We start from the raw sequence: 12,730 nt of genomic DNA, 5'->3' as shown, positions 1-12,730 counted from the left end.
ATAGGTACGTATCGGGAAATCACGGGTCCGCAGCGAGGTAAATGACAGCTAGCTCATAGAGAGCGGGGTTCGGCGTCGCAATCGGCCGGGCCTCCTGTACAGCCGCCAGCGCGTTCGAGAGCGGGCGGTCCTCCTCGGCGGCGATGGCCGTCGCAAGCAGCGTCGAACTCCGGGAGACGCCAGCCTTGCAGTGAATCAGTGCCGGACCGTCCGCTCGGACGAAGCGCCGGGCGGTATCGACGGCCGCCTCGAACGCCGCCCACTCGTTCCCCGGGCCGTCAGTGAGCGGATGGTGGGCGGTCGTGAGCGGGTACGCCTCGCTCGTCGCTGAAAGCACGTAATCGAAGGACTGGTCGTGTGTCTCGGGTCGTGCCGCGTGTTTGTTTCCGAGATACAGCGACCGGTCGCCAATCTGTCGGATTACCGGCGCATCGCTGACGAACCCCACGGGTCGGACAGCACAGTCGGTAGAAGCCGAAGCGTCGTTCTGCCCCATGTGTTGACAGAACGAGCTGCGATAGTAAATACTGCCTACTGACGGGAGAGCGTCGGTCAGTGCTCACAGACCGTCGGGGCGGTCCCTGGCGAAGGAAAATACATGCGAACCGATACCTCGGAACGCTTTTCCGACTGACAGCCGTATCATAGTTCAATTATGGGTATCGGTGGCTCGGACATGTACCGGCAGCAGATCCTCGATCACTACAAGAACCCGCGGAACTACGGGGAGATCGAGGACCCGACGTTTACCCACATCGGCGAGAACCCGATGTGCGGCGACGAGATACGGATGGATGTCGTCCTCGACGAGAGCGAGGAGACCATCGAGCGGGTCGCCTTCCAGGGCGACGGCTGTGCCATCTCTCAGGCTTCGGCGTCGATGCTTTCACAGGAGCTAGCTGGGATGGCGGTCGAGGACCTGGAAGCGATGGACCGTGACGACATCACAGAGATGCTCGGCGTCGACATCTCGCCGATGCGGGTGAAATGTGCCGTCCTCGCCGAGAAGGTGGCCCAGGACGGAGCGGAGATCTACTTCGGCGAGAAGGACATCGACCGGACGACGACCGAAGACGACGACTGAGACGGAATCACACACCGGCAGTACGCTTTTCATTCCACTCGGGTGATAGCCCAGTCAATGCCGGAAAACGAGTGGGACCCCGACGACTACGACGGGGGACACAGCTTTGTCGCCGAGTACGGAGCGGACGTGGTCGAGTTGCTGGACGCGCAGCCGAGCGAGCGCGTCCTCGATATCGGCTGTGGCACGGGCCACCTGACGGCCGAAATCGCCGACCGGGGTGCGGCTGTGGTCGGCATCGACGCCGCCGAAGAGATGGTCGCTCAGGCTCGCGAGCAGTACCCCGACCTGACGTTCGAGGTCGCCGACGCCCGGGACTACGACCCCGGCACGTTCGACGCTGTCTTCTCGAACGCCGCACTGCACTGGATACCCAGCGACGACCACGACGCCGTGTTGTCGATGGTCGCCGAGGCCTTGGACGAAGGCGGTCGCTTCGTCGCGGAACTTGGCGGCCAGGGGAACGTCTCACAGGTCGAAACAGCGGTCCGTTCGGTACTCGCCGAACGGGGCTACGAGACCGGGAACCCGTGGTATTTCCCGAGCCTCGGCGAGTACACGTCGCGTCTCGAAGCGCACGGACTGGAGGTCACCGCAGCGTGGCTGTTTGACCGTCCGACACCGCTTGAAGGCGGTAGCGCGGGCTTGAGAGAATGGCTCGAAATGTTCGGCGATTCGGTGCTGGCTCCGGTCCCCGAACGCGACCACGGAGCCGTTCTGGACAGTATCGAGGACCGGCTGCGACCGACGTTATACGACACCGAGACTGAGACGTGGACCGTCGACTACCGGCGGCTGCGGTTCGTCGCCAGTCACTAACGAACAGTTGGCCTCTGATTCAGGCCAGGAAGACGTGCCGCGGTCGGTCAGCCAGTACGTCGCGACCCCAGTCGACCGTCTCCGAGAAGTCGTCCGAGCGGAAGAACGCCATCGCATCCTCCTGTGAGTCCCACTGGCTCGCGATGAACATGTCGTTCGCGTCGTCGTGGTTGAACAGCAGCGAGGTCTCGCGGTGGCCGTCCATCTCTTCGAGCAGGCCGCCGACAGTGTCGAACTTCTCGACGAAGTCGTCGTGGTACTCAGGCTTGACCGTGTAGAACATCCCCATCGTCCCGAACCCGTCGCCCTCGCCGTGGCGGCCGACGACACCGGACAGGTCGGTGAGGTAGTCGCTGGCGGTCTGGGCGGCGTCTTCGGTGTCCCACAGCGACGCGACAGCCGCGACATCGCCGTCGGTGTCGCCGTACACCGTCGTCTGGACGTGGGTGTCGTAGCGGTCGAACGCGCTCCGGAGGTCTGCGACTTCCTCGTCGAGCGTTTCGGCGTCAGCTTCGGAGTATACGACCAGCGCGTACACGTCCTCGCCGTGCGGTTGCCCGGCGTAGACGCCCGCCGACTCGAGCGACTCGCGGATGGACTGCGACGACTCGGCGGTCTGGGCGTCGCTGTTGGCCTCGGTTTCGCTACTCTCGGCACCCTCGCCGAGCGGGCCGCCGAGTTGCTCCTCGACGCCGTCGATATCGGACAGGAACCCGGCCGCCGTCTCGGCGGCGTCTTTCGCCGTCCAGATGCTGACGACGTAGGTCTGGCCGCTGTCGGCGCGCACGGCCGTCCGGACGTGGCGGTCGTAGTGGTCGAAACTGCTCTCGAGGTCGGACACGTCGTCGACGATGTCCTCCGCATCCGCCGAGGAGTGAAACACCAGCGCGTAGTCCCCGGCGTCGTACGCGTCGCCCTCGTGCAGCCCCAGCCGACCGAGCCGCTGTGGGGCGTCGTCGACCTCCTCGAAGTCGGCCGAGACGTCCGGCCGGCCGCCCGAGCTACCCGACGACCCCGAGTCATCCCCGTCGGACGATTCCTCCGAATGCGGATGGTCACCCTCGCTGGCGCTGCCGGGGTGGGCACCGCCGTGACTATCGGTGTCCCCGCCGGCGTGTGCTCCGGCCTGTGCGTCGCTCGCCGTCGGCTCTTCGGCGTGGCTGTGACTCGTGCCGGCATCAGCCGGCGCGTGGTCGTGTTCCGCAACGTCCGCCGGCGTCTCCGGAACCGACTCGTCGTCGGTCGGCACCCGCTGGCCGGCCAGCACGGCCGGCAACTCCGAGGGATCGAACCGCCGGCCGACGTAGAAGGGGCCGAACTCGGCGAACTGCGAGGTCGAGGGGTCAAAGCGCATCTCGGTCAGCAGCTCCTTGATGTGGCGCATGTCGTCGCTCCAGAGCGTGATGCCCCACTCCCAGTCGTCGAAGCCGATGGAGCCGGCGATCATCTGGTTCACGTCGCCGCCGTAGGTGCGGCCGATATCGCCGTGGCGTTTGATGTGGGCCGCCCGCTCCTCGAAGGACGTGTCGTACCAGTTCTGGTCGGGCTGGCGGCGCTTGCTCATCGGGTAGAAGCAGACGAACTCGTCGTCGGGCACATCGGGGTGGAGCCGGGCCTGGATGTACTGGGCCAGCCCGGAGTCGTCGTCGACCTCGCCCTCGAAGTACTCACGGGACTTCTCGGTGTAGCCTGAGGCCTCCGTCACGGAGACGTACGAGAACTCCTGTTCGGTGAAGGCGGCGAACTCCGTCTGCTCGAAGTGCCGTTCGGCCGCGTCGAGGTCGCCCATCGTCGGCCGCAGGTGGAGGATCATGATGTCCGCCTTGTGACCCATGACGGTGTACACTGCCGTCTGTCCCTCCTCGGCGTCTTCGACGGCTTCGTACGCGTCGAGGAAGCCGATCCCCTCCGAGAGCGCACGGTCGCGGACTCGCTGGGGGGCCTCGCGCCAGGCGTCCCAGTCGATACTCCGGCAATCGTGCAGCGCGTACCAGCCCTCTTCCGTGGCTGGCGGCTTTCGTTGATCCATAGATATCAGTTGCAGGTCGACAGTAAGGAAACTTCTCATGTCGTTCCGGTCCGGCGACTTCTGACCCAGCAGTTCAGGCTATGCTTTTATTAGGCTAACGTGACAGCGAATCTATGTTGTCGCATGAACAACCCAATCGATAGACGGGTCGCAACTGCCCTCCAATCATATACGGTACTTGCGGTTATCGCCATTCTCATTGGTGCCGCCGTCGTGCCGTATGCGGCGTCGGTCGCCGAGGGTGACGAACAGTACGTCGCTGTAGTGAACATCGACGAAACAATCTCCGGCTCTAGTTCACAGGACACGATACAGGAGCTCCGCGAACTCCGCAGCAACGAGTCGGTCGAAGCGGTCGTCCTCCGGGTATCGAGTCCAGGGGGAAGCGCCGCCGCCAGTGAATCGATGTATCTGGCGGTCAAGCGGCTCTCGGCCGAAAAACCGGTGTATACGAGTGTGAACCAGTACGCCGCTTCCGGCGCGTACTACACCGCGGTCCCGAGCGACCGCATCTACGTGACGCCGGCCAGTCTCGTCGGCCACGTCGGCGTCATCGGGACCGCGCCGAGCGACGGTCTGAGTTCGTCCGCCACTACTGGACCCGACAAAGCCCATCGAGGTATGACGCGCGACCAATACTACGCCAGTCTCGAATCAATGAAGCGGGCCTTCGTCGGGGCAGTCATGACCGAACGCGGTGACAGGCTCAACGTGTCCCGCGAGACTGTCGCTGAAGCGTCAGCCTATCAAGGCGGTCGCGCAGTCCAGACCGGCTATGCGGACGAAGTCGGTGGACTCGAAGCCGCGATAGCCGGCGCGGCCGAAGCCGCCGACCTCTCGGAGTATCAGGTCGTGTACCGCAACCCCGCGGACCCACGGGGGCTGTTCCTGCTCAGTGGCGGGAGTGAAGCCGGTGGGAACGCTACCGTCGCCGCCGAAGGCGCACCGTACACGTTCCAGGGCGTCGACACAGTCCACTTCCTCATGATATACGGCACGCCGGAAAATCAGCAAGTCGTCTACAACAGCAGCGCACAGGGAGGTGCCTGAAATGGCAGCCAATAGCTCAAGTACGGTCGTTCGAGCAGGATTCTTCGTCGGTATCCTCATCCTCTCGGCGGTCGTCGGCACCGTAGCAATCGGCGGTGGTGGTGGCAGTCAGGCGGCCCCCGATGTAACCCAGGTGAACGCCCCGTCGTTCAACAGCGACGAGTCCGTCGCGACGCCGGCAGCCGAGAGCGGTGACCTCTCGATGTCGGCTGACGCGTCCGGGAAGGTCGTCGTTATCGACGTCGCTCACGCCGGCGACATCGACCGCGAAGCGCTCACACCGCTCGTATCGACCCTGACCGAGAACGGAGCGACGGTACGCTACCACGTCGGTGAGCGACAGAGCGGAAGCCCGCTCAACGAGTCACTGCGTTCGGCTGACGCCTTCGTCGTTCTCGGCGCGGAACAGCGCTACACCGAGAGTGAGATGAACGGTCTGACCGCGTTCAGCGACGCAGGCGGTCGCGTGCTCTTGCTGAACGAGCCGTCACAGGCGAGTCCCGCCGGACTGGGGCTGTTCGGCCCGGTTCGCTCCGATAGCGTGACCATGCCGATGGCCCCACTGGCGAGTCAGTACGGCCTCTCGTACGGGAACGGCTACCTGTACAACATGCACGAGTACGACACCAACTACCAGAACGTCTACGCGACGCCGACGGGCGATACGGAACTCACAGAGGGCGTCGACCGAACGGTCTTCTACGCCGCGATCCCCGTTCAGGGCGGTGACACCGCACTCACGACGACGGAACAGACAACGCTCTCGAAAACCCGGCGACAGGACACGTACGGCGTCGTTGCCCGCTCGGGGAACGTCGTCACCGTCGGTGACACGAACGTATTCACACAGGAGTTCCTCTACCGGGCCGACAACGAACAGTTAGTCGGGAATCTGCTTGACTTCCTCGTCACAGGCGAGAAATCACCCGAAGACGCACCACAGCCCGCAGACTCCGGCGAGTCCGGACCTGGCGGCTCGCTCCCCGGTGCCGGAACGGGCGGTGGCGGCGCACTGCCGTCCGAGCCGGATTCAACCCCAGCGCCCGAACCGAACGAGACCATGAGGGCCGACCAGTAGGGCGTCACCGCCCGCTCTCGTCGGAGATACCGGCAGAACAGGAATAACGCAGCAATTGCCGAACCGCGGCGAGTGCAGTCAGTCGTCGATGTCGAAGACGCGGCGCAGTTCGCGCTCAATCTCGTCGACGTATTCGGAGAGCACGGCGTCGAGTTTCTCGTCGTCGACGATGATCGCCGAGAGCCGCTCGGTCGGGTTCTCCGGCAGTTCGACACTGAACTCGCCGTCCTCGTAGAACGGCTCCGACTCGTTGAGGACCTGCTGGTCGATCGCGTGGACCAGTTCTGAGTCGTACGCGTCGTTCATCCGCTCGAAGGCGTTCTTGTAGGCCTTCTGGAGCTCCGGGAAGTAGTTCGCGTACTTGTCCTCGAACTTCTCGGGGTCGAACTCTGTCATTGTCAGAACGGTACAGGGCTGGGGATAAAGATGGCCCGATGTTCATACTGTCGGCTGTACGTCTGTGACGAATTTCGCCTCCCAGGGGTGGCGACTATCCAGACATAGTTACGGCCGACAGTATCACCGTTGTATCATGCGTGCGTCCTTCTGGGGGAGATACATCGTGAGATACGCGACGAAGCAGATGCCGAAGATGCCACCCAGGACGAGAAAGACACGGATGTCCAGCCTGGCGATAGCTGCGATAATCTCTTGCAGCGTCGTCCGCGGATTCGCGAAGCCGAACGTCTCAGTGTAGGCTAGCAGGCCGGCGACGACGACGAGCGCGATATCGAACAGGCCCCGAGAGTCCATCGTGGGGTGTTCGGAGAAGCGGACGTATAGCTTTTATTGCTGATACTGGTGGCAGCGTCGTCAGTCACCCTACCGCGCTGTTTGTGACGGCTTGGTTACGATACCTGCTCGCTGATAATCTCGTCGGCCGCCTCGATGAACGCCGATTCCTCGCCGGTCGGGATAGTCGCGCCCGCCGCGATGTCGTGCCCGCCGCCATCGCCGCCGACGGCCTGGGCGGCGTCGCGCATCACGACCGAGAGGTCCACGCCTCGGCCGACCAGCGGGCCGGTCGCCCGCGAGGACACTTTCGTCTCGTCCTCGTCGGTGCTGGCAAAGGCGATGATTGGCTTGTCCGAATCGACGCCGTCGGTCCCCAGCGCCATCCCGGCGACGATGCCGACGATGGTCTCGCGGATGGCGTCACCGGCGTCGAACCACTGGACGGTCCCGGCCTGGGTGACGCCGCGCTCCTTGACGAGCGTGAGTCCCTCCGAGAGGTTCCGGCGGTGGTTCGACAGCAGTGTCCGCGCCCGCTCCAGCGGTGCGTCGCGCTCGCCGAGACAGACCGCCAGTCCCACGTCCGCTCGTTCGTAGCGGGCCGTGGCGTTCAGGAGCGTCGAGAACTCGCTCGCATCCCGGAGTTCCGTGCCGCGCGGTTCCGCAGTCAGCGTGTAGGTCGTGCCGATGAGCGTCTCGATCTTGTCCGCCGGGACGCCGCGCTCGACGGCACGCTGGACCAGCCCGCTGGCGACGGTCTGGCGCTCGTCGTCGGAGAGGTCCGCCCACGTCCGCCAGTCTCCATCGGCTTTCAGGTCCAGACCGAGGCCTTCGAGGAACCGCGTCGCGCCAGCCTGATCGTTCGAAATCCCTGGAATCGGAACTTCCGTGGCGTACTCAAGTAGCTTCGGCAGCGGTCGGGTCTGTTTGCCATACAGCGAGAGGTCGGTGCCCTCCTCCAGCACGTCGGCGGCGATGCCCTCCTCGACGAGACCGGCGTTGGCTCCGACGAGTTCCCCGCCGACGGCCTGCATGTCCCCGACTGCGCCGACGACCGCCAGCGCGGCGAGGTCGCGGTTGTCAGTCTCCCCGGTCGAGAGCGCGCGGGCAAGGACGTACGCTGCGCCTGCACCCGAGAGCTCCGACGCGCCGTTGATACCTTCGAGTAGCGGATTGAGATGCGTCTCGAAGTCGGCGTAGCCGTCGGTGTCGACGACCGCGTCGGAGTGGCAGTCGTCCGGGGCCGACGGCTGGTGATGGTCGGCAATGATCGCCTCAAAGTTGCCCGCGGCGACGTGTTCGGAGATCACGTCGAGCTGGCCGGACCCGAAGTCCGTGAACAGCACGGTGTCGTACTCCCGAGCCGCGATGCTCTCGATCTCAGCGGCGTCGAGTTGCTTCTTGAACACGGTCTCGACGGGGATGCCGGCCCGCGACAGCGCCGCGGTGGCGATGGCGGCGCTGGTCAGCCCGTCGGCGTCGATGTGGGAGGCCAGCAACACGCGGTCGGCCGCCCGGAGTCGGTCGGCGCAGGCGGCCGCGCGGTCGGCGAGCGCTGGAACGGGGCCGGTCGTAGTCATCGTACCGAGGATAGGTGCGCTCCGGCATAAAAACGTTCAGACGCGCAGTCAGTCGTCCCGGAGCGGCCTGCCCCGTCAGGCGACCTTCCGCTGGTCGCTGAGCGTGACGGTCCGGTCGGCCGTCTCGACAGTCGTCCGGATGGTTATCCAGCCGTCCGCCTGTTCGATAGCGTAGGCGTCGCGGAACGACAGGTCGACGCGCCGGGTCGTGGTGTAGGACTCGTCAGCTTCGAGCGTCCCCACGTCCTCGGAGCCCTCCCAGACCACGTCACCGTCGTCGGTGGAGTTCCCGGCGTAAATCCGCGTGTAGACGGTGATTTCCGCCACCGTACTGTTCTGCTGATTCGTCAGCGTGGAAGTCACGTCACGACAGGTCTGGCCACACTCCTCGATGGAATCGACGGTGAACGCAAACGGCGGGGTACTGGCCGCGCCGCCGTCAGTATTGGTTCCGTCCTCAGTGCTGGCAGTATCGCTATCAGGCGTCTCCGTCGGGAACTCCGAGAGGTCTTGCCCGCTGCTTTCCGCCTGGAACGGGCCGAGGCCGGCGACGAACGCGCCGCCGACACCCGCGAGCAGGAGCACGACAGCGCCGCCGACGGCGAGCAGCTTTCCGTTCATCGGTCTACGTCCCGGCCCCTGTCGCCGCCCCACTCACGCCCGAGCCGGGGCTGTCGTCGCTCCCACCGGCGAGGAACTCCTGAATCGCTTCGATGATCGTTGTCACAAAGTCAGGGACCTGATCCGGGAGACCGCCGGGCGGGCCGACGGCGTTCGTCCCGTCGTCACCGTCCACCGCGGGCGCAGCCGCGGCCGCCGCTGTGAAGAGTGTCAGCGCGAGCACCAGCGTGCCGACCGTGCGCAGTAGGGTTCGTGTCATCGTCGTCCATCGATTGATTCCGGCACCCCATCAAGTAGTCAGACGGTAAGCTCGAATAACCGCGGATTTCCGTCGTTTTAGCCGATTAACCCCGTATTAAATCGAGTAATACCCTGTTATTATAATGGCTACAGTCATACGAGGTGACATGAGTGTTGTCACGACCGAGCCGCAGTCGGTATCGCTTCGAGTTCCTGTCCGACCGGAGCAATCCCGATGAGCCTCCTCCGACGGTTCGCGTTCGCGATCCGCGCCAAACTCAACGCGCTGCTCAATCGGACATCGGACCCGGCGGCGGAGCTAGATTACTCCTACGAACAGATGCGGGACGAACTGCAGGACGTGACTCGCGGTATCGCCGACGTGACGACCCAGAAGAAACGGCTGGAGATACACCGAACCCGATTGCGGTCGAACGTCGAGAAACACGATACGCAGGCCCGGGCCGCCCTGCAGGAGGGGCGCGACGACCTCGCACGCCGAGCGCTTGAGAAGAAGCAGGTGAACGTCAGCCAGATAACGGATCTAACGGGCCAGATCGACGACTTACAGGAGACCCAGGACCGGCTGGTCGGCAAACGGGCCGAACTCAGCAGCCAGATAGAGCAGTTCCGGACGAAAAAAGAGACGATGAAAGCCCGCTATCAGGCCGCCGAGGCGTCGGCCCGAGTCTCGGAGGCGTTTACCGGCGCTGGCGACACGATGGCCGACGTGCACCGCTCCATCGAGCGCGCGACTGAGCGCACGGAGCAGATGGAGGCGCGCGCGGCCGCGCTCGAAGAACTCGAAGAAAGCGGCCAGCTCGAATCGGTACTCGACGACGGTGACTCCATCGACCAGGAACTCGACCGGCTCTCCAGCGAGCGGGCCGTCGAGAACGAACTGGCGACGCTGCGGGCCGAGATGGACGAGCGCGAGGCCGTCGAAGAGGCCGCAGAATAGCTCCGAAGAAACGCCGAAACCGCCGTCCGAGTCTCGTTACTCGTAGTGTGTCGGGGCCGCCGCCTCGACGGCCTCGCAGGCCAGCGCCTCGAAATCGGCCTGGTCGGGGACGACGTCGACCGAGATGCCGGCGTCCTCGGCCGTCTCCCGCGTCGGCTCGCCGATCGCGCCGACAGTCGCCTCGTTCAGCCCGTCGATAGCGGACTCGCGGACGCCGCGCTCCGCGGCCGCATCGAGGAAGTGCTCGACCGTGAGCGAGGAGGTAAACAGCGCCGCGTCGAGGTCCCCGCTGGCCGCCAGTTCAGCGGATTCGCCCGATTCCAGCGGTCGAACCAGCCGGTACAGCACGGTTTCGTGGACGTACGCGCCGGCCGCCTCCAGCCCGTCAGTCAGCACCGCAGAGCCGTGGTCCGACCGGGCGACTTCGACTCTTGTGCCGGCCACCGCTCCGGACAGCGTTTCGACGAGTCCCGTCGAAGAGTACTCCGCGGGGATGATGTCGACGCCGTAGCCGGCCTCGTGAAGCGCCTCGGCGGTCGACTGGCCGATGGCACACACCGTCGCCTCGCCGGGGTCCCAGCCGGCTTCGGCGGCGAGTTCGACGCCGGTCTTGCTGGTCAGGACGACGTAGTCGGCGTCAGTGCGCGGCGTGACCGGGCCGTCGTCGCCGTCACCGTCGGTGTCGCCGGCCGCCGCTGGTTCGACCGCCAGCATCGGGTCCGGGACCGGGTCGGCTCCGAGCGATTCCAGCAGTTCGACCGCGCTATCGAGGCGGTCGTCGGCAGGCCTGAAGGCAGCCACGCGGAGGCGCGGTTCCTCGCGCATCAGTACCCCTCCAGGAACTCCACCACCCGCTCGCGCTCGCCGGCCACCTCGCCGATGACGGTGATCGCGGGGGGTTCGATATCGGCCTCATCGCGGACCGAGACGATACTGTCGAGCGTCCCGGTAGCGACTTGCTGGTCCGGCCAAGTGGCACGTTCGACGAGGGCGACCGGCGTATCGGGGTCCATCCCCGTCTCGCGCAGGGCCTCGGTGTACTGCGGCAGTTTGCCGACGCCCATCAGGACGACGAGCGTGCCGCCGGTCGCGGCCAGGGCCTCCCAGTCGACGGCCGATTCGTCCTTCGTTGGGTCCTCGTGGCCCGTGACGAAGGAGACCGAGGAGGTGTAGTCCCGATGCGTGACCGGAATCCCGGCGGCTTCGGGGCCGGCGATAGCGCTCGTAATTCCCGGAACGATCTCGACGGGAATTCCGTTCTCCGCGAGATGGGCCAGTTCTTCGCCGCCGCGGCCAAACACCATCGAGTCGCCGCCTTTCAGTCGGACAACGGTGTTACCCTCCTCGGCGAGTTCGACCAGTCGGGCGTTAGTGTACTCCTGGGGCGTCCACTCGCCGCCGGCGCGTTTGCCCACGTCTTCGCGTTTCTCCTCGGGGATCATCCCGATGATTTCGGGGCCGGGGAGCTTGTCGTGTAGCACCACGTCAGCCTCCTCCAGCAGGCGCTTTGCCTTGACTGTCAGCAGGTCTGGGTCGCCGGGGCCGGAACCGACCAGATACACCTTGCCGGGCGCGGCGTCCGTCATTCCTCGTCTTCCTCCCGTGCCGTCGCGGCGTCGTCGTCGGCGCCCGTCGAGTCCCGCTTGGCCTCGGCGATGAGATCGTCAGCACCCTGCTCGGCGAGTTCCGCCGCGAGGTCCTGTGCCGCGTCGATATGGTACTCGGCCGGAATGTCACGGCCGACCGACACCTCCTCCGTCCCGTCCTGTGAGAGTACGCGCACCCGCGTGTGGACGACACCGCCTTCCAGGTGGGCGTGGACGCCGATGGGCGCGACACAGCCGCCGCCGAGCTCTTCGAGAATCGTCCGTTCGACGGTCGTCTCGACGCGCGTCTGGGGGTCGTCCAGCCGGTCTTTGATGTCCAGCGCGAGGTCGCCGTCGACGGCGGTCACCGCCAGCGCGCCCTGCCCCGGGGCCGGCACGAACCGGTCTGGGTCGAGGTCGGACATGCCGACGTAACGCGTGAGGCCGGCCCGGTGGAGGCCGGCCTTCGCCAGCACGATGGCGTCGTACTCGACGTCCGGGTCCCGCTCCATCGCCCGCCGTTCGAACTCGGTGAGGTCGTCGAACCACTCCTCGACCGTGCGGTCGTAGGGGTGTTCCTCTTCCTCGTCGGCGTCGGAGTCAGCGTCGTCCCCGTCGCCGGCTTCGCCCTCGTGTTCCTGTTCGGCCTCGTGGCGCTCCTGGTGTTCCTGCTGGAGCGACGGGGCCAGCAGCTTCGCGATGCGCGTGTCGACGTTGCCCCGGAGCGGTTCGACGGTGAGGTCGTCGCGCTCGGCGAGCAACTGTGCCTTGCGTCGCAGGCTCGACGTGCCGACGGTCGCGCCTTCCGGCAGTTCATCGAGCGAGCGGCCGTCCGGCGTCACCAGCACGTCCTCGGCGGCGGCCCGCTCGGGGACCGCCGCGACGACGAGGCGCTCGGGCCGTTCGGTCGGCATGTCCTTCATCGAGTGGACCGCCGCGTCGAGTTCGCC

The 12,730-nt window shown here is 65.6% G+C and carries 15 protein-coding genes; 5 read left to right on the top strand and 10 right to left on the bottom strand.

Translation table 11 applies throughout. The annotated features are described in order from the left end of the window. Window positions 1-19: 19 nt before the first annotated feature. Window positions 20-496, bottom strand: coding sequence for a dual specificity protein phosphatase family protein (locus GJ630_RS13220; protein WP_023843100.1), 477 nt, complete (start codon window positions 494-496; stop codon window positions 20-22). A gap of 159 nt (window positions 497-655) precedes the next feature. Between GJ630_RS13220 and GJ630_RS13215 the strand changes: the two genes are divergently transcribed. Both GJ630_RS13215 and GJ630_RS13210 read left to right on the top strand, forming a co-directional pair. Then, the gene (locus GJ630_RS13215) at window positions 656-1,084 is read left to right on the top strand and encodes an iron-sulfur cluster assembly scaffold protein (RefSeq protein WP_014039348.1); all 429 of its coding nucleotides are present in this window, start codon (window positions 656-658) and stop codon (window positions 1,082-1,084) included. Window positions 1,085-1,141: 57 nt separating this feature from the next. Next, the gene (locus GJ630_RS13210; RefSeq protein WP_050037467.1) at window positions 1,142-1,903 is read left to right on the top strand and encodes a trans-aconitate 2-methyltransferase; all 762 of its coding nucleotides are present in this window, start codon (window positions 1,142-1,144) and stop codon (window positions 1,901-1,903) included. Window positions 1,904-1,922: 19 nt separating this feature from the next. Here the strand turns inward: GJ630_RS13210 and GJ630_RS13205 are convergent, their stop codons facing one another. Then, on the bottom strand, window positions 1,923-3,932 hold the full coding sequence (locus GJ630_RS13205) for a heme-binding protein (protein WP_191450026.1): 2,010 nt from the start codon (window positions 3,930-3,932) through the stop codon (window positions 1,923-1,925). A 123-nt stretch (window positions 3,933-4,055) separates the two neighbouring features. On the opposite strand from GJ630_RS13205, the gene GJ630_RS13200 reads away from it, so the two are divergent. Beyond that, on the top strand, window positions 4,056-4,982 hold the full coding sequence (locus GJ630_RS13200; protein WP_129755943.1) for a S49 family peptidase: 927 nt from the start codon (window positions 4,056-4,058) through the stop codon (window positions 4,980-4,982). Window position 4,983: 1 nt separating this feature from the next. Further along, window positions 4,984-6,060, top strand: coding sequence for a DUF4350 domain-containing protein (locus GJ630_RS13195; protein WP_191450025.1), 1,077 nt, complete (start codon window positions 4,984-4,986; stop codon window positions 6,058-6,060). A gap of 78 nt (window positions 6,061-6,138) precedes the next feature. Here GJ630_RS13195 and GJ630_RS13190 read toward each other — a convergent pair whose 3' ends face one another. From GJ630_RS13190 to GJ630_RS13170, 5 genes are all read right to left on the bottom strand, one after another. Next, the gene (locus tag GJ630_RS13190; RefSeq protein WP_014039343.1) at window positions 6,139-6,456 is read right to left on the bottom strand and encodes a DUF5783 family protein; all 318 of its coding nucleotides are present in this window, start codon (window positions 6,454-6,456) and stop codon (window positions 6,139-6,141) included. Between the two features lie 123 nt (window positions 6,457-6,579). Next, the gene (locus tag GJ630_RS13185) at window positions 6,580-6,813 is read right to left on the bottom strand and encodes a hypothetical protein (RefSeq protein ID WP_191450024.1); all 234 of its coding nucleotides are present in this window, start codon (window positions 6,811-6,813) and stop codon (window positions 6,580-6,582) included. 95 nt (window positions 6,814-6,908) lie between these two features. Then, window positions 6,909-8,372: a DHH family phosphoesterase gene (locus GJ630_RS13180; protein ID WP_014039341.1), complete on the bottom strand. Its 1,464-nt coding sequence runs from the start codon at window positions 8,370-8,372 to the stop codon at window positions 6,909-6,911. 75 nt (window positions 8,373-8,447) lie between these two features. Beyond that, window positions 8,448-8,993, bottom strand: coding sequence for a hypothetical protein (locus GJ630_RS13175; protein WP_191450023.1), 546 nt, complete (start codon window positions 8,991-8,993; stop codon window positions 8,448-8,450). A 4-nt stretch (window positions 8,994-8,997) separates the two neighbouring features. Continuing rightward, window positions 8,998-9,252, bottom strand: a complete 255-nt coding sequence (locus tag GJ630_RS13170) for a hypothetical protein (protein WP_050037464.1) — start codon at window positions 9,250-9,252, stop codon at window positions 8,998-9,000. 216 nt (window positions 9,253-9,468) lie between these two features. Between GJ630_RS13170 and GJ630_RS13165 the strand changes: the two genes are divergently transcribed. Next, window positions 9,469-10,194, top strand: a complete 726-nt coding sequence (locus GJ630_RS13165) for a PspA/IM30 family protein (protein WP_191450022.1) — start codon at window positions 9,469-9,471, stop codon at window positions 10,192-10,194. Between the two features lie 36 nt (window positions 10,195-10,230). Here GJ630_RS13165 and GJ630_RS13160 read toward each other — a convergent pair whose 3' ends face one another. The 3 genes from GJ630_RS13160 to GJ630_RS13150 form a co-directional block, all read right to left on the bottom strand. Beyond that, window positions 10,231-11,019, bottom strand: a complete 789-nt coding sequence (locus GJ630_RS13160; RefSeq protein WP_191450021.1) for a uroporphyrinogen-III synthase — start codon at window positions 11,017-11,019, stop codon at window positions 10,231-10,233. Continuing rightward, entirely contained in the window at window positions 11,019-11,780 is a 762-nt protein-coding gene (gene cobA, locus GJ630_RS13155) for a uroporphyrinogen-III C-methyltransferase (protein ID WP_014039336.1), read from the bottom strand. The genes GJ630_RS13160 and cobA overlap by 1 nt, the downstream gene beginning before the upstream one ends. Next, on the bottom strand, window positions 11,777-12,730 hold a 954-nt coding region (locus GJ630_RS13150; protein ID WP_191450020.1), incomplete at its 5' end, for a hydroxymethylbilane synthase. The genes GJ630_RS13150 and cobA, both read right to left, overlap by 4 nt.

Origin of the sequence: Haloarcula sp. CBA1122 (assembly GCF_009741785.1) — an archaeon.
Lineage (GTDB): Archaea > Halobacteriota > Halobacteria > Halobacteriales > Haloarculaceae > Haloarcula > Haloarcula hispanica.
The sequence above is the reverse complement of the archived record's forward strand: the minus strand, read 5'-3'. Positions and strand labels throughout refer to the sequence as shown.